The sequence below is a fragment of the Marinovum sp. E3 genome, from assembly GCF_055755275.1.
Genome location: NZ_CM146908.1, coordinates 1,132,386 through 1,148,984, shown reverse-complemented (window position 1 = coordinate 1,148,984; position 16,599 = coordinate 1,132,386). Strand labels below are relative to the sequence as shown.

Annotated in this window: 20 protein-coding genes; all 20 read right to left on the bottom strand. The window is 64.6% G+C overall.

From position 1 onward, the window contains the following. Nucleotides 1-3 precede the first annotated feature (3 nt). The 20 genes from AC0J5K_RS05660 to AC0J5K_RS05565 all read right to left on the bottom strand — a co-directional run bounded on the left by AC0J5K_RS05660 (nt 4) and on the right by AC0J5K_RS05565 (nt 16,593). A complete protein-coding gene (locus AC0J5K_RS05660) occupies nt 4-738 on the bottom strand; it encodes a biotin--[acetyl-CoA-carboxylase] ligase (protein WP_274562475.1) in 735 nt (244 codons plus the stop codon). A gap of 104 nt (nt 739-842) precedes the next feature. Beyond that, nucleotides 843-2,282: an NADH-quinone oxidoreductase subunit NuoN gene (nuoN, locus tag AC0J5K_RS05655; RefSeq protein WP_074837228.1), complete on the bottom strand. Its 1,440-nt coding sequence runs from the start codon at nt 2,280-2,282 to the stop codon at nt 843-845. Nucleotides 2,283-2,293: 11 nt separating this feature from the next. Continuing rightward, complete coding sequence (locus AC0J5K_RS05650) at nt 2,294-3,835, bottom strand: NADH-quinone oxidoreductase subunit M (RefSeq protein WP_048532288.1); 1,542 nt, start codon at nt 3,833-3,835, stop codon at nt 2,294-2,296. Further along, entirely contained in the window at nt 3,835-5,907 is a 2,073-nt protein-coding gene (gene nuoL, locus AC0J5K_RS05645; RefSeq protein ID WP_074837226.1) for an NADH-quinone oxidoreductase subunit L, read from the bottom strand. Before nuoL ends, AC0J5K_RS05650 begins: the two co-directional genes overlap by 1 nt. 4 nt (nt 5,908-5,911) lie before the next feature. Then, complete coding sequence (nuoK, locus tag AC0J5K_RS05640; RefSeq protein WP_048532290.1) at nt 5,912-6,217, bottom strand: NADH-quinone oxidoreductase subunit NuoK; 306 nt, start codon at nt 6,215-6,217, stop codon at nt 5,912-5,914. Between the two features lie 171 nt (nt 6,218-6,388). Beyond that, nucleotides 6,389-6,991 carry an NADH-quinone oxidoreductase subunit J gene (locus AC0J5K_RS05635; protein ID WP_048532291.1) on the bottom strand — a complete coding sequence of 201 codons (603 nt, stop codon included), beginning with the start codon at nt 6,989-6,991 and terminating at the stop codon, nt 6,389-6,391. Beyond that, nucleotides 6,988-7,395, bottom strand: coding sequence for a carboxymuconolactone decarboxylase family protein (locus AC0J5K_RS05630; RefSeq protein WP_048532292.1), 408 nt, complete (start codon nt 7,393-7,395; stop codon nt 6,988-6,990). The genes AC0J5K_RS05635 and AC0J5K_RS05630 overlap by 4 nt, the downstream gene beginning before the upstream one ends. Further along, on the bottom strand, nt 7,392-7,886 hold the full coding sequence (gene nuoI / locus AC0J5K_RS05625) for an NADH-quinone oxidoreductase subunit NuoI (protein ID WP_048532293.1): 495 nt from the start codon (nt 7,884-7,886) through the stop codon (nt 7,392-7,394). The genes AC0J5K_RS05630 and nuoI overlap by 4 nt, the downstream gene beginning before the upstream one ends. Further along, complete coding sequence (locus AC0J5K_RS05620; RefSeq protein WP_074837225.1) at nt 7,886-8,161, bottom strand: hypothetical protein; 276 nt, start codon at nt 8,159-8,161, stop codon at nt 7,886-7,888. The genes nuoI and AC0J5K_RS05620 overlap by 1 nt, the downstream gene beginning before the upstream one ends. 1 nt (nt 8,162) lies before the next feature. Next, nucleotides 8,163-9,200, bottom strand: coding sequence for an NADH-quinone oxidoreductase subunit NuoH (gene nuoH, locus AC0J5K_RS05615; RefSeq protein WP_048532295.1), 1,038 nt, complete (start codon nt 9,198-9,200; stop codon nt 8,163-8,165). Nucleotides 9,201-9,206: 6 nt separating this feature from the next. Beyond that, complete coding sequence (locus AC0J5K_RS05610) at nt 9,207-9,614, bottom strand: hypothetical protein (protein ID WP_048532296.1); 408 nt, start codon at nt 9,612-9,614, stop codon at nt 9,207-9,209. Then, nucleotides 9,611-11,632 carry an NADH-quinone oxidoreductase subunit NuoG gene (gene nuoG, locus AC0J5K_RS05605; RefSeq protein ID WP_274562484.1) on the bottom strand — a complete coding sequence of 674 codons (2,022 nt, stop codon included), beginning with the start codon at nt 11,630-11,632 and terminating at the stop codon, nt 9,611-9,613. Before nuoG ends, AC0J5K_RS05610 begins: the two co-directional genes overlap by 4 nt. A gap of 5 nt (nt 11,633-11,637) precedes the next feature. Continuing rightward, complete coding sequence (locus tag AC0J5K_RS05600; RefSeq protein WP_048532298.1) at nt 11,638-12,033, bottom strand: DUF5333 domain-containing protein; 396 nt, start codon at nt 12,031-12,033, stop codon at nt 11,638-11,640. Next, nucleotides 12,030-12,368, bottom strand: coding sequence for a hypothetical protein (locus AC0J5K_RS05595; RefSeq protein WP_048532299.1), 339 nt, complete (start codon nt 12,366-12,368; stop codon nt 12,030-12,032). The genes AC0J5K_RS05600 and AC0J5K_RS05595 overlap by 4 nt, the downstream gene beginning before the upstream one ends. A 5-nt stretch (nt 12,369-12,373) precedes the next feature. Beyond that, nucleotides 12,374-13,672 carry an NADH-quinone oxidoreductase subunit NuoF gene (nuoF, locus tag AC0J5K_RS05590; protein WP_074837223.1) on the bottom strand — a complete coding sequence of 433 codons (1,299 nt, stop codon included), beginning with the start codon at nt 13,670-13,672 and terminating at the stop codon, nt 12,374-12,376. 15 nt (nt 13,673-13,687) lie between these two features. Next, entirely contained in the window at nt 13,688-13,906 is a 219-nt protein-coding gene (locus AC0J5K_RS05585; RefSeq protein ID WP_048532301.1) for a DUF5337 domain-containing protein, read from the bottom strand. Nucleotides 13,907-13,922: 16 nt separating this feature from the next. Next, nucleotides 13,923-14,414 carry a hypothetical protein gene (locus AC0J5K_RS05580; protein WP_274562493.1) on the bottom strand — a complete coding sequence of 164 codons (492 nt, stop codon included), beginning with the start codon at nt 14,412-14,414 and terminating at the stop codon, nt 13,923-13,925. 43 nt (nt 14,415-14,457) lie between these two features. Continuing rightward, complete coding sequence (locus tag AC0J5K_RS05575) at nt 14,458-15,765, bottom strand: NADH-quinone oxidoreductase subunit E (protein ID WP_274562495.1); 1,308 nt, start codon at nt 15,763-15,765, stop codon at nt 14,458-14,460. Further along, complete coding sequence (locus AC0J5K_RS05570; protein WP_274562497.1) at nt 15,765-16,319, bottom strand: hypothetical protein; 555 nt, start codon at nt 16,317-16,319, stop codon at nt 15,765-15,767. The genes AC0J5K_RS05575 and AC0J5K_RS05570 overlap by 1 nt, the downstream gene beginning before the upstream one ends. Before the next feature lie 40 nt (nt 16,320-16,359). Then, complete coding sequence (locus tag AC0J5K_RS05565; protein WP_048532305.1) at nt 16,360-16,593, bottom strand: hypothetical protein; 234 nt, start codon at nt 16,591-16,593, stop codon at nt 16,360-16,362. Nucleotides 16,594-16,599 lie beyond the last annotated feature (6 nt).

The following is a 16,599-nucleotide window of genomic DNA, read 5'->3' as shown; positions in this document are numbered from 1 at the left end:
CTTTCAGAAAAACACATCCGCCGCCGGAATGGCGACGCGGGATTTCGCGGTCTGCAACACTAGGTTGCCGGTCGCATCCACATCCACGAAGGTGCCGGTGGTCTCGGTCTTGCCGGTGCGCGCGGTGATCACCTCGCCCAGCCGCGCCGCCCGCGCCAGCCAGGCCTCGCGGACCGGGGCAAAGCCGTAGGTGGCGAAACCGGCGTCGTGGCGGGCAAAGGCCACGGCCAGCGGCGTCAGGAATTCCTCCGCCGTCACCGCCACCCCGGTTTCCGACAGCAGCGACACCGGCCGCAGCGCCCGCGCCTCCACCGCCGCCACCGGCGGCGCCTGGGTCAGGTTGACGCCGATGCCGATGGCCAGCAGGCCCGGCCGCGGGCTCTCCAGCAGAATGCCGGCCACCTTGCCACCGTTCAGCAGCACGTCATTGGGCCATTTCAGCGCAAAGCTCCCGGCCCGCCCGGTGACCGCGATAAAGGCGTCGTAAAGCGCCAGAGAGGCCACGAAAGAGCGCAGCGCCGCCGTCTGCGGCGCGCCCTGCGGCCGCATCACCAGGGTGGCCGAGAAATTGCCGTCGGGATCGGCCCAGGGCCGGCCGCGCCGGCCACGCCCGGCGGTTTGCCGCAGGCCGAGGATCCACTCGGGGCCGCTCAGCCCCTCGGCGACCCGCGCGGCTTCGGCATTGGTGCTGTCGACCTCGGGCAGAACCCGGCGCCCATACCCCTCAGGCCAGTGCATCACGTGGTCCTTCTTCTCTTGTCAAATACGCCCGTGCCGGAACGGCACCGGGCCGCGCGGGGCTCGATGCCCTGCGCGGCCCGCCCGGCCCCCGGCCGGTCCGGTCAGTTGACAAGCGTTGCCGCCGCGGCCTCTGCCACGGTCTCGATGCCGAAGAAATTGACCACGCCGATCAGCATCACCGCCGCCGAGGCCATCAGGAACCCGTAGAGGATCGGTGATCCGCCCCTGTCGAGCGCCTCGTCGGTCTCCTGGCCGAAATACATGTAGAAGACGATCCGCAGGTAATAGAATGCGCCGATCACCGAGGCGATGACACCGGCCACCGCCAGCCAGACCAGATCGCCCTCGACCGCCGCGCGCAGCACGTAGAGCTTGCCGAAGAACCCCAGGAACGGCGGCACACCGGCCAGCGAGAACAGCAGGAAGAGCATCGCCAGCGCCTTGCCCGGTTCGCGGCGGGAATAGAGATGCAGGCTGTCGATCGACACCACCGGCGCGCCGTCCTTCGACATCGACATGATAAAGGCGAAGGTGCCGACGTTCATCGTCACGTAGATCGCCATATAGAGCAGCATCGCCTGCACGCCGAACACCGTGCCCGAGGCCAGCCCCATCAGCGCATACCCCATATGGGCAATCGAGGAATAGGCCATCAGGCGCTTGATGTTGGTCTGGCCGATCGCCGCAACCGCGCCGAGAAACATCGACAGCACCGACAGGAGCGCGATGATCTGTTGCCAGTCGCCGGTGACCCCGCCGAAGGCATCGTGCAGCACCCGGGCAAAGAGCGCCATGGCCGCCACCTTGGGCGCGGTGGCAAAGAAGGCGGTGACCGGCGTCGGCGAGCCCTCGTAGACATCCGGCGTCCACATGTGGAACGGCACCGCCGAGACCTTGAACGCCAGCCCCGAGATCAGGAAGACAAGACCGAAGAGCAGGCCGAGCGAGGTCTCGCCCGAGGCCGCCAGGATCACGCCGGCGAACTGCGTGGTGCCGGCAAAGCCGTAAACCAGCGAGGCGCCATAGAGCAGCAGGCCCGAGGAGAGCGCGCCGAGAACGAAGTACTTGAGGCCCGCCTCGGTGGATTTCACGCTGTCGCGGCGCAGGGCCGCCACCACGTAAAGCGCCAGCGATTGCAGCTCGAGCCCCATGTAGAGCGCCATCAGGTCGCCGGCCGAGACCATCATCATCATGCCGACGGTGGCCAGGGCGATCAGCAGCGGATATTCGAATTTCAGAAGGCCCCGCGCCGCGAGATAGCCCTGGCTCATCGCCAGTACCGCCGCCGCCGAAAGCAGGATCATCACCTTGGCAAACCGGGCAAAGCCGTCGTCGATGAACATGCCGCCAAAGGCCGTCACCGTGGTGCCGCCGCTGGTGGCGATATAGAAGGCCAGCGCCGCGAACACCCCGGCGGTGATCCATGTCAGCAGCCCGGCCAGCTCGTCCTTGGCGGTATAGACGGCCGCCAGAAGCGCCAGCATGGCATAGACCGATAGCACGATCTCGGGAAGGATGACGTTCAGATCAGCCTGAATCATGTTCCGGCTCCTTAATGCCCGGCAACCTGGACCGCATCACCCGATGCGGCCAGCGCCGTCTGATAGTTGGATACAAGCGCCTCGACCGAGGGCCCGATGATATCGGTGACCAGCGCCGGATAGACGCCCAGCAGGATCGTCATCACGACAAGCGGCGCAAAGATCGCGCGTTCGCGGCGGGTCATGTCGGTGATCGTGCGCAGGCTCTCCTTGATCAGATCGCCGAACACCACCCGGCGATACAGCCAGAGCGCATAGCCCGCCGAGAGGATCACCCCCGAGGTGGCCACCGCCGCGACCCAGGTGTTGGCCTGGAAAATGCCCACCAGCGTCAGGAATTCACCGACAAACCCGCTGGTGCCCGGCAGGCCGACATTGGCCATGGTGAAGAGCATGAAGATCAGCGCATAGGCCGGCATCCGGTTCACCAGCCCGCCGTAGGCGTCGATCTCGCGGGTGTGCATCCGGTCATAGATCACCCCCACGCAAAGGAAGAGCGCGCCGGAGATGAAGCCGTGCGAGATCATCTGGAAGATCGCGCCGTCGATGCCCTGCTGGTTGGCGGCAAAGATACCCGCCGTGACATAGCCCATGTGCGCCACCGAGGAATAGGCGATGAGCTTCTTCATGTCCTCCTGCACCAGCGCCACCAGCGAGGTGTAGACAATGGCGATGGCCGAGAGCCAGAGCACCAGCGGCGCCATCACCTCCGAGCCGACCGGGAACATCGGCAGCGAGAAGCGCAGGAAGCCGTAACCCCCCATCTTCAGCAGGATCGCCGCCAGCACGACAGAGCCCGCGGTTGGCGCCTGCACGTGGGCGTCGGGCAGCCAGGTGTGCACCGGCCACATCGGCATCTTGACCGCGAAACTGGCGAAGAAGGCCAGGAACATCAGGGTCTGCGCCCCGCCGACGATCTGGATGCCCAGAAGCGAGAAGCTCTCGGAGCCGAATTCGTGGTTCATCAGCGTCGGAATATCGGTGGTGCCGGCCTGGGTGTACATCACCACCAGCGCCACCAGCATCAGCACCGAGCCGATAAAGGTGTAGAGGAAGAACTTGAAGCTGGCATAGATCCGGTTCTTGCCGCCCCAGATGCCGATGATCAGGAACATCGGGATCAGACCGGCCTCGAAGAACAGGTAGAACAGCACGATGTCGAGCGCCATGAAGACGCCGAGCATCAGCGTTTCGAGCACCAGGAAGGCGATCATGTATTCCTTGACCCGCACCTTGATGTCCCAGCTCGCGGCGATGCAGAGCGGCATGATGAAGGTGGTCAGCAGGACAAAGAGCACCGAGATGCCGTCGACGCCCATCTTGTACTTGAGCCCGAGCAGCCAGTCGGCCTCTTCGACAAACTGGAAGCCGGTGTCATTGGGATCGAACTGCGCCAGGATGAACAGCGAGATCAGAAAGGTCGCCCCGGTGGCGATCAGCGCCAGCCATTTGGCGTTGCGGTTCGCCGCCTCGTCCTCGCCGCGCAGGAAGACGCCGAGGATCAGCGCGCCGAGAGCGGGAATGAAGGTGACAATGGAAAGCAGGTTGTCCATCAGTGCGCTCCTCCGCCGATGGTCATCCAGGTGATCAGAAGCGCGAGGCCGATCACCATGGCAAAGGCATAGCTGAAGATGTAGCCGGACTGGAAGCGCCCGGCGAGACGGGTGAAGAACGGGATCACGCCCATCGAGACGCCGTTGATCGTGCCGTCGATCGTGCCTTCGTCGCCGCGCTTCCACAGGAAGCGGCCGATCGCCTTGGCCGGTTGCACGAAGAGGAAGTCATAAGCCTCGTCAAAGTACCACTTGTTGAGCAGGAAGAGGTAGAGCGGGCGCTGCTGCTCGGCCAGCCGCTTCGGCAGGCCCGGGTTGACGATGTAGAACCAGAAGGCGGTGCCGAAACCGATCAGCATGGCAATGAACGGCGACAGCTTGACCCAGGTGGGCACATAATGCGCCTCGTGCAGCACGGTGTTCTCGGGCGCCATGTAGATCGCCGCCTCGCCCGGCGCGCTTTCCATCACGTAGTGCAGTTCCGATGCCTTGGGGCTGCGCTCCTTGACCGCTTCGACCAGTTCGGCCGAGGGTTCGCCATAGGTGCCGCCAAAGTATTTCACCACCTCGTTGGGCTTGCCGAAGAACGAGCTGTACCAGATCATCCCGGCAAATACCGAGCCGACCGCCAGAACGCCCAGCGGCACCAGCATGGTCATGGGGCTTTCATGCGCGTGCTCATGCGTGTGCTTGTCGCCGCGCTGCTTGCCGTAGAAGGTCATGAACATCAGCCGCCAGGAATAGAAGCTGGTGAACAGCGCCGCCACCACCAGCGCCCAAAAAGCAAAGCCGCCGGCGGTCCCGACATAGGCGCTTTCGATGACCGCATCCTTCGACGCGAAACCGGCAAAGCCGATCCAGCCGGTCAGCGGGATGCCGACGCCGGTGATTGCCAGCGTACCGATCATCATCGCCCAGAAGGTATAGGGGATCTTCTTGCGCAGGTTGCCATAGTTCCGCATGTCCTGCTCGTGGTGCATCGCGTGGATCACCGAGCCGGCGCCGAGGAACAACATCGCCTTGAAGAATGCATGGGTCAGCAGGTGGAACATCGCCACCGAGTAGACGCCGACGCCCGCCGCCACGAACATGTAGCCCAGCTGCGACATGGTCGAATAGGCGATCACCCGTTTGATGTCGTTCTGAACTAGGCCGATGGTCGCCGCGACAAAGGCGGTGGCCGCGCCGAGGAAGGTGATGAAGGCGGTGGCTTCGGGCGCAAATTCCATCAGCGGTGACATGCGGCTGACAAGGAAGACACCCGCCGTCACCATCGTCGCGGCGTGGATCAGCGCCGAGACCGGCGTCGGGCCTTCCATCGCATCGGGCAGCCAGGTGTGCAGGAAGAGCTGGGCCGATTTGCCCATCGCGCCGATGAACAGCAGGATGGCGATCAGGTTGGCGGCATTCCACTCTGTCCAGAGGAAGGTGAGCTGCGTCGTCGCCAGCTCGGGCGCGGCGGCAAAGATATCGTCGAAGCGGATCGAGTCGGTCAGGAAGAATAGACCGAAGATGCCGAGCGCAAAGCCGAAGTCGCCGACCCGGTTGACCACGAAGGCCTTGATCGCGGCGGCATTGGCCGAGGGCTTGCGATAGTAGAAGCCGATCAGCAGGTAAGAGGCGACGCCGACGCCTTCCCAGCCAAAGAACATCTGCACCAGGTTGTCGGCGGTCACCAGCATCAGCATCGCGAAGGTGAAGAACGACAGATAGGCAAAAAAGCGCGGCTTATAGGTCTCGCCCTTTTTCCACTGCGGGTCGTGGGCCATGTAGCCGAAGCTGTAGAGATGCACGAGCGCCGAGACCGTCGTCACCACGACCAGCATGACCGAAGTCAGCCGGTCGAGCCGGATCGACCAGTCGGTCGAGAGCGAGCCGCTCTCGATCCAGCGCATGATCTGGATGTGCTGGGTTTCCGGCCCGTGGGTCAGGAAAACGATCCAGGAAAAGGCGCAGGCGACAAACAGCAGCCCGGTGGTGATCCACATGGCGCCGCGTTCGCCGATCAGCTTCCAGCCGAAGCCGCCGATGATCGCGCCGACGAGCGGGGCAAAGAGGATGATGCTTTCCATGGGCCTACCCCTTCATCACGTTGATGTCTTCCACGGCGATGGTGCCGCGGTTGCGGAAGAAGCAGACGAGGATGGCAAGCCCGATGGCCGCCTCCGCCGCCGCCACGGTCAGGACAAAGAGGGTGAAGACCTGCCCCACCAGATCGCCGAGATGGGCGGAAAAGGCGACGAGGTTGATATTGACCGCGAGAAGCATCAGCTCAATCGACATCAGCAGGATGATCACGTTCTTGCGGTTCAGGAAAAGGCCGAAGATGCCGATGACAAACAGCACCGCGGCCACCGTCAGATAATGTTCAAGTCCGATCATGTCGTCCCTCTGGGCCTCTGGCCCGTTTCGTCTTGTCCGTCCCGGGGCACGCCCGGGTTTGTCTTGTCGCGTCCCGGTCTGTCGCCGGTCCCCGTCCCGGACCTGCTCCGGGACCTCATCGTCTGCCCCGGCCCGGAGGCCCCGGATCGCGTCCGGGGCCGGGTCAGGGTCTCACAGCCCCTGCCCCGGCTTCACGTCCTTCAGTTCCATCGCCTTGGCCGGATCGCGGTACATCTGCGCCAGCACGTTCTGACGCTTGACGTCCTGGCGATGCCGCAGGGTCAGAACGATGGCGCCGATCATCGCCACCAGCAGGATCAGGCCGGCCAGCTGGAACAGCAGGAAGTAATCGTCATAGAGGATCACCCCCAGCGCATGGGTATTGTGCACATCGACCGGCGTGACCTGGGCGCGCAGCCCCTCGGCCACCTCTGCGGTCTGCCAGGCGCCGACCGCCATGCCGAACTGCATCACCAGGATCACCCCGATCAAGAGCGCCAGCGGCATGTATTGCGCCATCTCGGCCTTGAGCTCGGCGAAATCCACGTCGAGCATCATCACCACGAAGAGGAACAGCACCGCCACCGCGCCGACGTAGACGATGATCAGCAACATCGCCACGAACTCCGCCCCCAGGAGCACAAACAGCCCGGCGGAGGACAGGAAGGCGAGGATCAGCCAGAGCACCGAATGCACCGGGTTGCGGGCGATCACGGTGAACAGCCCCCCGGCCAGGGTGCTGAGGGCAAAGAGGTAAAAGGCGAAGACGGTCATTGTTCGTCATCCTCTTGGTCGTCCATGACGTCGCGGGCCAGCTCCATGGCCCGGTTCATCGCGGGAAGGCCGGCGAACATCGACATCTGGGCGATGGTCTCGGCGATTTCATCCTTGGTGGCGCCGGCCTCCATGGCATGGCGCACGGTCATGCGAAACGGCGTTTCCGCCTGCGCGCCCTGCATGGTCAGCCCGGCAATGGTCAGCAACAGCCGCGTCTTGGCATCCAGCCCCTCTTTCGAGATGCCGCGACCGAAGGCCATCTCCATCATCTCCTTGGGCATGGTCGGCCAGAGCGCCTCGTACCCCTTGGGCGAGAACGTCTCGAGCGCCGGGTTGAAGGCCTTGGCCATCTCCTGCGCCTGCTCCATCATCAGCTCGAACGGGGTTTTTCCAGCACTCATCTGTAGGGCGCGTCCACGGCGAGATTGGCGGCGATCTCGGCTTCCCAGCGGTCGCCATTCTCCAGCAGCTTGGCCTTGTCGTAGAACAGCTCTTCGCGGGTTTCGGTGGCAAACTCGAAGTTCGGCCCCTCGACGATGGCATCGACCGGGCAGGCCTCCTGGCAGAAGCCGCAATAGATGCATTTGGTCATGTCGATGTCATAGCGCGTGGTGCGGCGGCTGCCGTCCTCGCGCGGCTCGGCGTCGATGGTGATCGCCTGCGCCGGGCAGATCGCCTCGCAGAGCTTGCAGGCAATGCAACGTTCCTCGCCGTTGGGATAGCGCCGCAACACGTGCTCGCCGCGAAAACGCGGCGACAGCGGGCCCTTCTCGTGCGGATAGTTCAGCGTCGCCTTGGGGGCAAAGAAGTACTTCAGCCCGAGCTTGAAACCCTGGATGAAATCGGTGAGCAGGAAATACTTGGCCGCCCGGCCATAGTCGATATCAGCCATCAGTCGTCCCCTTCGCCGGCATCTTTTTCCGGCAGTTTGCCGATGTTGGGCCAGTTGCGCCTGGTGTCGCCCGCCGGCGCCTCGGAGGCGGCCTCGGCTGCCGACCCCTGCTTGGCCGCCCAGCGAAAGATCGCGGCGGCGATCTCGTTCTGCTGCGGCAGCGGGTTGCCGTCGTCGTCGTAGTCGGGCAGCCCGCAGTCCTGCACCACGAAATCCGCCAGCGACACCATGTCGATGTATTTCGCGTCAAGAATTGCGTTTTTCAGATCGGTCATCTCAGCCTCCCACGGCCCAGCGGGCATAAGCGCCCCAGAACCAGTCGAATTTGGCGGCAAAGGCCACGAAGACCACCCAGACCAGGCTGAACGGAAGGAAGACCTTCCAGCCCAGCCGCATCAGCTGGTCGTAGCGATACCGCGGCGTGATCGCCTTCACCATCGCGAAGATGAAGAAGAAGAATGCCATCTTCAGCACCATCCAGATCACCCCGTCAGGCAGGCCCGGGATCGGCGACAGCCAGCCGCCGAAGAACAGCAGCGCGGTCAGCGCGCACATCAGGAAGATGGCGATATATTCGCCGGCCATGAACAGCAGGAAAGGCGTCGCGGAATATTCCACCTGATAGCCTGCCACCAGCTCCGATTCCGCTTCCGGCAGGTCGAAGGGCGGGCGGTTGGTTTCGGCCAGACAGGAGATGAAGAACAGGAACACCATCGGGAAATGCGGCAGCCAGTACCACGAGAAGAAGCCGAAGCGGCCGTCCTGCGATTGCACGATGTCGCCAAAGTTCATCGAGCCGGTCGAGATGATCACGCCGATGATGATCAGGCCGATCGAAACCTCGTAGGAGATCATCTGCGCCGCCGAACGCAGCGAGCCGAGGAACGGGTATTTCGAGTTCGACGCCCAGCCGCCCATGATGACGCCGTACACCTCGAGCGAGGACATGGCGAAGACATAGAGAATGGCCACGTTGATGTCTGACAGGACCCAGCCATCGGCAAAGGGGATCACCGCCCAGGCGATCACCGCCAGCACGAAACTGAGCATCGGCGCCAGGAAGAACACCGGCTTGTCGGCGCCGGCCGGCACCACCACTTCCTTGACCACGTATTTCAGCGCGTCGGCCACCGATTGCAGCAGGCCGAAGGCCCCCACCACGTTGGGGCCGCGGCGCATCTGGACGGCGGCCCAGATCTTGCGGTCGCCATAGACGAGGAACAGCAGCGAGACCATCACGAAGCCCAGCACCGCCAGGCATTGCGCAAGGATCGTGATGCCGATCCCGAGCGGGGTAGTAAAGAATTCAGCCATGGTCCCTCACACAGTCGGAATGCGTCTTTCGCGGCAGTTGGCCACCGCCACTTCGGCATCTATCGTCTTCAATCCGTCGGGCAGCGCTGGCGAGATGGTGTAAACCGCATCCCCCCGCCAAAGGCCAGCCTCAACTTCGCTTGTCGTCCGCACGTGGCGGGCAAATCCGTAGCCCCGGATCAGCGCATATTGCGCCGCGGCGCATTCGGCGTAATCGGCCAGGTCCTGCACATCACGCGCACCGGTCATCTTCACGTGAAAATTGACCAGATCGCCCTCGAGCAGGCGGGTCTCGATGCCCCGGTATTCGGGCTCGAACGGGATATCCTGCGCGGTCTCAGACACCTCGCACCCCGCAAGCGCCATCGCGGGCAGCAACGCCGCCCGGAGCCATATCGAGATATGCCGGATCATTCAGCCGCAATTCGCTTCTCCGTCCGGGCCTTCTGGGCGGCGCTGAGCTCGGCCATCAGGGCGCTGGCGCGGGCAATCGGGTTGGTCAGATAAAAATCCGACACCGCGTTGCGGAAATCCGCCTTGCCCAGCTTGCCGGCCGCAAGCGGCTGCCAGTCGTTCTCGACCACCGTGTCGATCTTGGCCAGATGCGGCACCGCCTTGACCAGCGCCTGCCGCAGTTGCGCCAGGCTATCATAGGGCAGCTTGGCCTCCAGCTCACCCGAGAGCGCCCGCAGGATCGCCCAGTTTTCCTTGGCCTCGCCCGGCGCAAAGCCGGCGCGCAGGGCCAGCTGCGGGCGGCCTTCGGTGTTGACGAAAAGCCCGTTTTCTTCCGTGTAGGCCGCGCCCGGCAGGATCACGTCGGCGCGATGCGCGCCCCGGTCGCCATGGCTGCCCTGATAGATCACGAAAGCGCCGTCGCCGATCTCGATCTCGTCGGCGCCAAGGTTGTAGACCACATCGGCCCCCTCCATCGCCGCCGCCAGGCCACCTTCGGTCACCGCGCCCACGTCCATCGCGCCAACCCGGGAGGCGGCCGAATGCAGCACGAGGAATTTGCTCTCGGTATGGTCGGCGAATGCCATCGCCTTGGCCAGCACCGCCGCGCCATCGGCCTCGCGGATCGCACCCTGGCCGAGGATCACCAGCGTCTCGCGGCTCAGCGCGTCGGAATTGTCGCCTGCGACCAGCTTGTCGAGTGCGGCCCGGTCGCTGCCGAGGTGGAAATACTCGTAGGTCAGATCGACCGCCTCGCCGACAACGCCGACCTTGGCGCCGCGGCTCCAGGCGCCGCGAATACGGGCGTTGAGCACCGGTGCCTCGAGCGCCGGGTTGCAGCCGATCAACATGATCGCACCGGCGCTGTCGATATCGGCGATGCTCGCGGTGCCGACATAGCCGGACCGGTTGCCCGCCGGCAAATGCGCGCCGTCGGTGCGGCATTCGACGCTGCCGCCCTGCCCTTCGATCAGCTCTTTGAGCGCGAAGGCCGCCTCGACCGGGGCCAGATCCCCGACCAGGCCGACCGGTTTCTCGGCGCCCTTGATCGCCTCTGCGGCCTTGTCCAGGGCTTCCGGCCAACTCGCCGGGCGCAGCTTGCCGTTTTCGCGCACGTATGGCCGGTCCAGCCGCTGACGGCGCAGCCCGTCCCAGACAAACCGGGTCTTGTCGGAAATCCATTCCTCGTTCACGTCGTCATTGTTGCGCGGCAGGATGCGCATCACTTCACGGCCCTTGGTATCGACCCGGATGTTCGACCCCAGCGCATCCATCACGTCGATGGTCTCGGTCTTGGTCAGCTCCCATGGACGGGCGGTAAAGGCGTAGGGCTTCGACACCAGCGCGCCCACCGGGCAAAGATCGATGATATTGCCCTGAAGGTTCGAATCCAGCGTCTCGCCAAGATAAGCGGTGATCTCGGCATCCTCGCCGCGGCCGGTCTGCCCCATCTGGGTGATGCCCGCCACTTCGGTGGTGAAACGCACGCAGCGGGTGCAGGAGATGCAGCGGGTCATGTGGGTCTCGACCAGCGGCCCGAGGTCGAGATCGTCCACCGCGCGTTTGGGTTCGCGGAAGCGCGAGAAATCGACACCATAGGCCATCGCCTGGTCTTGCAGGTCGCATTCGCCACCCTGATCGCAGATCGGGCAGTCCAGCGGGTGGTTGATGAGCAGGAACTCCATCACCCCCTCGCGCGCCTTCTTGACCATCGGAGAGTTGGTCTTGACCACCGGCGGCTGGCCTTCGGGGCCGGGGCGCAGATCGCGCACCTGCATGGCGCAGGAAGCGGCGGGTTTCGGCGGGCCGCCCACCACCTCAACAAGGCACATGCGGCAGTTGCCGGCAATCGACAGGCGTTCGTGATAGCAGAAGCGCGGCACCTCGATGCCAGCGATCTCGCAGGCCTGGATCAGGGTCATCGCCCCGTCCACTTCCACTTCCTTGCCGTCGATGATGATCTTTTTCAGGTCGCTCATGGCTCTCACTTCACTCTCAGAAAGGCACCGATCTGGCTGCCCTTCTCAATCTCTTCGCGCCCCAGCGCGCAATAGGTCTCGGGCTGGCCGCCCACCACGCCGCCCGCCTTCATATAGGCCGCCGCCTCGCCCTCGAGGCGCTTGCGCTGGGCCGAGCTTTCGACAAATTCCTCGATCTGCCCGGCACTGTAGCCCATGTCGCGCGCCTGCGCCTCGAGCGAGCGGATAAAGGACCAGCCGGCAATCATCCGCGCCGCGATACTGGGACAGGCAATGCGGATCTGATCGGCGATCATCACCGCGCGCAGCCCGTCATTGATCGGCTTGACGGTGGCCAGCGGCGGCAGCGCCAGCGCCGGTGTGGCCAGGGCCAGGGCGATCAGAAATCCAAGACGTTTCATTCCAGACACCGTCCTTTCAGCACGATCCTGTCATTCTCCATCGGCAGCTCTTCTGCCTCGGGCGAGATCTCCCATGCGATGTCCGAGACGCCGAAGTTCAGGATGCAATAGCGCGTCCCCTGATACTGCACGGCCTCGCGCGCGCCGACCATACTGCGCGACGCCGGGCCGACGGTGGCGACGAAATCGCGCCTGTCCGCCTTGTTCGCCGCTGCGGCCTTGCCCCGGAACGACACGCCGTCGAAGGTCACGCTCTTGCTGGTGAAGGTTTCGACCACATTGCCGCAGGCGGCAAGGCCGAGGCCGGCAACAAGGGGGAGGATCAGGCGCTTCATTCCGTTCACTCCGCCGCCATCGCGCCCATGCGACCGGTTTTCTGGGCCTTGATCCTGTCTTCGATCTCTTCACGGAAGTTGCGGATCAGGCCCTGAATCGGCCAGGCCGCCGCATCGCCAAGCGCACAGATGGTATGGCCCTCGACCTGCTTGGTCACGTCGAAGAGCATGTCGATCTCCTCGACCTCGGCCTCGCCCTTCACCAGACGGTCCATCACCCGCATCATCCAGCCGGTGCCTTCGCGGCAGGGCGTGCACTGGCCGCAGCTTTCGTGCTTGTAGAACTTCGACAGCCGCCAGATCGCCTTGATGATGTCGGTCTGCTTGTCCATCACGATCACCGCCGCCGTGCCCAGACCCGAGCCCAGCTCATTGCGCAGATAGTCGAAATCCATCACCGCATCGCGCATCTTCTCGCCGCGCACGCAGGGCACCGAAGAGCCACCGGGAATCACCGCCAGAAGATTGTCCCAGCCGCCCCGGATGCCGCCGCAGTGCTTGTCGATCAGCTCTTCGAAAGAGATCGACATCGCTTCTTCGACGACGCAGGGGTTTTCCACGTGGCCGGAGACGGCAAAGAGCTTGGTTCCGGCATTGTTGGCGCGGCCGAAGCCGGCAAACCAGTCCGGCCCGCGGCGCAGGATGGTCGGCACCACGGCGATCGACTCGACGTTGTTCACGGTGGTCGGGCAGCCGTAAAGCCCGGCGCCGGCCGGGAACGGCGGCTTCATCCGGGGCATGCCCTTCTTGCCTTCGAGGCTCTCGATCAGGGCGGTTTCCTCGCCGCAGATATAGGCGCCCGCGCCATGGGTCAGGTAGATGTCGAAATCCCAGCCCGAGCCGGCGGCATCGCGCCCCACCAGGCCTGCGTCATAGGCCTCGTCGATGGCGATTTGCAGCGCCTCGCGTTCGCGAATGTATTCGCCGCGGATGTAGATGTAGCAGGCATGCGCCTGCATCGCGAAACTGGCGATCAGGCAACCTTCGATCAGCGTATGCGGATCATGGCGCATGATCTCGCGGTCCTTGCAGGTGCCGGGCTCGGATTCATCGGCGTTGACCACGAGATACGCCGGCCGCCCGTCGCTTTCCTTGGGCATGAAGGACCATTTCAACCCGGTGGGAAAGCCCGCGCCGCCACGGCCGCGCAGCCCGCTGGCCTTCATCTGGTCGATGATCCAGTCGCGGCCCTTCGCGAGGATGCCGGCGGTGCCGTCCCAATGGCCGCGCTTCTTGGCGCCGTCCAGCGTCCGGTCCTGCATCCCGTAGATGTTGGTAAAGATCCGGTCCTGATCCTTGAGCATGTGCGATGCCACCTTTTAGTTGCCCTGACGCTTGCGCCAGATCTGATAGATATTGACGAACGCCCAGATGAACGCCGCCAGAGCCAGAAGATCAATCAGCAGCGCATAGCGCCCCGCCAGACCGATCCTCGGCCCGATAAACTGGGCCGCGAGCCAGATCAGCATGGTGCCGGCAATCACCAGCGCCGTCACGCGCCCCTGCCGTGCAATCTGCTCTTCGCTCTCGCGTGCCATGGCCTCGTCCCTGTCCTTATTTCCCGCCGGGCTCATAGCGCCACCTGCCTTTGCGCGCGCTCAACTCGGCCTCGCCGGCCAGAACGGCCGACGGTTTGACCAGGGGCCGGGTCGCGACCATGGGCGCCTCAGCCTCGGGCGCCTCAGCCTCGGGCGTGGGTGCCGTCGCTTCCGCCGCGGCGTCTGGCTCGGTCTCGGTCTCGGGCTCCGGCTCGGGCCGCGGCGCCGGCTGCGGTGTCGGTGCGACGGCCGCAGCGGCGGGCGAGGCGGCCGTGCTGGTGCTGGCCGAAGCGGCGCTCTGGCTGACCGAGGCGCTTTCTGCGGTGTCGCCGCAGACCATCCTCGACAGCGCCAACCCGAGCCCGCCGTAGAACACCAGGCCGATCAGCAAGGCCGAGAAAAAGCCGAAACCCGCAGTGAGAAACAAGATCACGAACAACAGCGCGCCCGCCGCGGCGGCGCCCTTCCAGCAGGTGCTCCTGCATTTTCCGGTGTTGGTCTCTGTCATGGTCTTGTCTCCCGTTTCTACTGTGTCGATGTCCTAAAACACCTCACTCTTTATCACGGGAGGAGAATTCCGTCTCTCCACCTTCGGCCAGGACTTTGGCTTGAGACATCCAGTCGTCGCGCGTCACCCGGCCCTTGAAGCCTTCGAGGTTCTGGTCGACCCAGGCGACCTCGTCTTCGGTCCAGGCGGCGATCTGGTCGAAATGGTAGAAGCCGAGGCTGTGGCACAGCTCTTCCAGCTTGGGGCCAATGCCCTTGATCTTCTTGAGATCGTCAGCCTTGCCGCCGCGCGGCGCGTCAAGCGCCTGGGGGCGCTGGCCCACGTCGGCGGTTTCCGCCTTGGCGGTCTCGGTCTTGGCCATTTTCTTGGTGGATTTGGCCTTGGGCTTCTTGGCCGTCTTGCCTTTCGACGCGGTGACGGCGTCCTTGTCGCCATCGGCGGTCAAGTTCTTGGCGTCTTCGGTGGGATGGCCAGCCGCCTCGGCATCGGTCTCGGGCGAGCTCGACGAAATCGGATGGCCCTTGGTGGTGGCATGGGCCTCGCGGGTGTCGATGCCGGTTTCATCCGCCGGATCCCCCTTGGAAGGCCGCGGCTGATGGGTCATGGGCGCGGTCACGCTGGCCGGCTTGTCGCCATGGTTGGCGCCTTTCTGCCAGGGCGCGCTCAGCGCAACCTCGCTGCCGTCGATCCGCTTGATCGTGTCGCCGAGGTCGGTCGCCAGCTGGGCCGAGGCGTTGTACTGGTGACGGTCATCGTTGCCTTCGGCGAGGCTGGTCAGACCGGCGGCCGGCTCGGACGTGTAGCGGCCGTTTTGCGGCCCCGGCACCGGCACCTGGCCTGCGGCCATCTCGTCGATGATCTCGGCCAGACGCGCGGCAGTCAGGTCTTCGTAGTAATCCTTGCCGATCTGCGCCATCGGCGCATTGGCACAGGCGCCCAGGCATTCCACCTCTTCCCAGGAAAACCGGCCATCCTCGGACAGCTGATGCGCCGCCGGGGCGATCTTGTCACGGCAGACGCCGATCAGGTCCTCGGCGCCGCAGATCATGCAGGAGGTGGTGCCGCACACCTGGATATGGGCAACGGAGCCAACCGGTTGCAGCTGGAACATGAAGTAGAACGAGGCCACTTCGAGCACCCGGATATAGGCCATGCCCAGCATGTCGGCGACATGTTCGATGGCCGGCCGGGTCAGCCAGCCCTCCTGCTCCTGCGCACGCCACAGCAGCGGGATCACCGCGCTGGCCTGACGGCCCTCGGGATATTTCGTGACCTGCGCTTCGGCCCAGGCCAGATTCGCCTCGGTGAAAGCAAAGCTTTCGGGTTGATCGGGATACAGACGTCGCAGCATCAGGCTTTTCCTTCCGCAACCAGGCGGCAACCGGTCAGGACCTGGTACTGACCACCCAGAAATTCGCTCAGCGCGGCAAAGACCGCTTGTGTGTCCTTGTTCTCGGGGCTCAGATCGCCCGGCGAGACATCCATCAGCCGCTTCGAGAGGCCGCGGATTTTCTGGGCCAGATAGGCCCGGTACTTGTCGAGACTTTCCAGAACGCCGGCCTTGGTCAGACCGGCATCCAGCGCATCGAGTTTCGGCACCACCTCGCGGTGGAACCGCGCCAGCCGCTCCGGTGTCGTCACCGCGATCTGCGGCGGCCAGACCTCCTGCGCCGCCATTTCCGGCACCGCGGCACGCAGCTCGATGTCAAGCTGGGCGGCGGCGTCGAAGTTCTCGAAGCAGATGTCGAGCTTGCGCTCGAGGAATCGGGTCTCGGAGGCCTCGACAAAGGACGTCCGGGCATACCACGCCTGCACGGCGACAAAAAGCGCTGCCACCAGCGTCGAGGCCGCCAGCACGATGGTCGAGGCATCGCGCGCCGGCCGGGAGGTGCCGGGCCTTCTCATGCGCCCTGCCCCGCAAGGCCATATGCGCCCCGCGTCAATCTCATGCCGCGCAGCTCCCCGAAGTCAGCCGAACGCCACCGTCTGCCAGCCGCACCGCCTCGTCCCGGGCCAGCCGCCGTTCGGTGATCGCTATCGCCTGGGCGCGGGTCAGCCCGGCCTGAAATTCGACCACGCCGTAATCGGCCTCGCTGACCAACTGGCAGCCGAGCGTGCCCACCGCGGCGTCATAGGCCGCCAGGTCCTCGACGGTGGTCCCGTCTGGCGGCAGATCCATGCACCC

Excerpts from the sequence above, each read along its gene's own strand:
- AC0J5K_RS05660 (WP_274562475.1), bottom strand. The coding sequence starts at position 738 with ATGCACTGGCCTGAGGGGTATGGGCGCCGGGTTCTGCCCGAGGTCGAC.
- nuoN (WP_074837228.1), bottom strand. The coding sequence starts at position 2,282 with ATGATTCAGGCTGATCTGAACGTCATCCTTCCCGAGATCGTGCTATCG.
- AC0J5K_RS05650 (WP_048532288.1), bottom strand. The coding sequence starts at position 3,835 with ATGGACAACCTGCTTTCCATTGTCACCTTCATTCCCGCTCTCGGCGCG.
- nuoL (WP_074837226.1), bottom strand. The coding sequence starts at position 5,907 with ATGGAAAGCATCATCCTCTTTGCCCCGCTCGTCGGCGCGATCATCGGC.
- nuoK (WP_048532290.1), bottom strand. The coding sequence starts at position 6,217 with ATGATCGGACTTGAACATTATCTGACGGTGGCCGCGGTGCTGTTTGTC.
- AC0J5K_RS05635 (WP_048532291.1), bottom strand. The coding sequence starts at position 6,991 with ATGACCGTCTTCGCCTTTTACCTCTTTGCCCTCAGCACCCTGGCCGGG.
- AC0J5K_RS05630 (WP_048532292.1), bottom strand. The coding sequence starts at position 7,395 with ATGAGTGCTGGAAAAACCCCGTTCGAGCTGATGATGGAGCAGGCGCAG.
- nuoI (WP_048532293.1), bottom strand. The coding sequence starts at position 7,886 with ATGGCTGATATCGACTATGGCCGGGCGGCCAAGTATTTCCTGCTCACC.
- AC0J5K_RS05620 (WP_074837225.1), bottom strand. The coding sequence starts at position 8,161 with ATGACCGATCTGAAAAACGCAATTCTTGACGCGAAATACATCGACATG.
- nuoH (WP_048532295.1), bottom strand. The coding sequence starts at position 9,200 with ATGGCTGAATTCTTTACTACCCCGCTCGGGATCGGCATCACGATCCTT.
- AC0J5K_RS05610 (WP_048532296.1), bottom strand. The coding sequence starts at position 9,614 with ATGATCCGGCATATCTCGATATGGCTCCGGGCGGCGTTGCTGCCCGCG.
- nuoG (WP_274562484.1), bottom strand. The coding sequence starts at position 11,632 with ATGAGCGACCTGAAAAAGATCATCATCGACGGCAAGGAAGTGGAAGTG.
- AC0J5K_RS05600 (WP_048532298.1), bottom strand. The coding sequence starts at position 12,033 with ATGAAACGTCTTGGATTTCTGATCGCCCTGGCCCTGGCCACACCGGCG.
- AC0J5K_RS05595 (WP_048532299.1), bottom strand. The coding sequence starts at position 12,368 with ATGAAGCGCCTGATCCTCCCCCTTGTTGCCGGCCTCGGCCTTGCCGCC.
- nuoF (WP_074837223.1), bottom strand. The coding sequence starts at position 13,672 with ATGCTCAAGGATCAGGACCGGATCTTTACCAACATCTACGGGATGCAG.
- AC0J5K_RS05585 (WP_048532301.1), bottom strand. The coding sequence starts at position 13,906 with ATGGCACGCGAGAGCGAAGAGCAGATTGCACGGCAGGGGCGCGTGACG.
- AC0J5K_RS05580 (WP_274562493.1), bottom strand. The coding sequence starts at position 14,414 with ATGACAGAGACCAACACCGGAAAATGCAGGAGCACCTGCTGGAAGGGC.
- AC0J5K_RS05575 (WP_274562495.1), bottom strand. The coding sequence starts at position 15,765 with ATGCTGCGACGTCTGTATCCCGATCAACCCGAAAGCTTTGCTTTCACC.
- AC0J5K_RS05570 (WP_274562497.1), bottom strand. The coding sequence starts at position 16,319 with ATGAGAAGGCCCGGCACCTCCCGGCCGGCGCGCGATGCCTCGACCATC.
- AC0J5K_RS05565 (WP_048532305.1), bottom strand. The coding sequence starts at position 16,593 with ATGGATCTGCCGCCAGACGGGACCACCGTCGAGGACCTGGCGGCCTAT.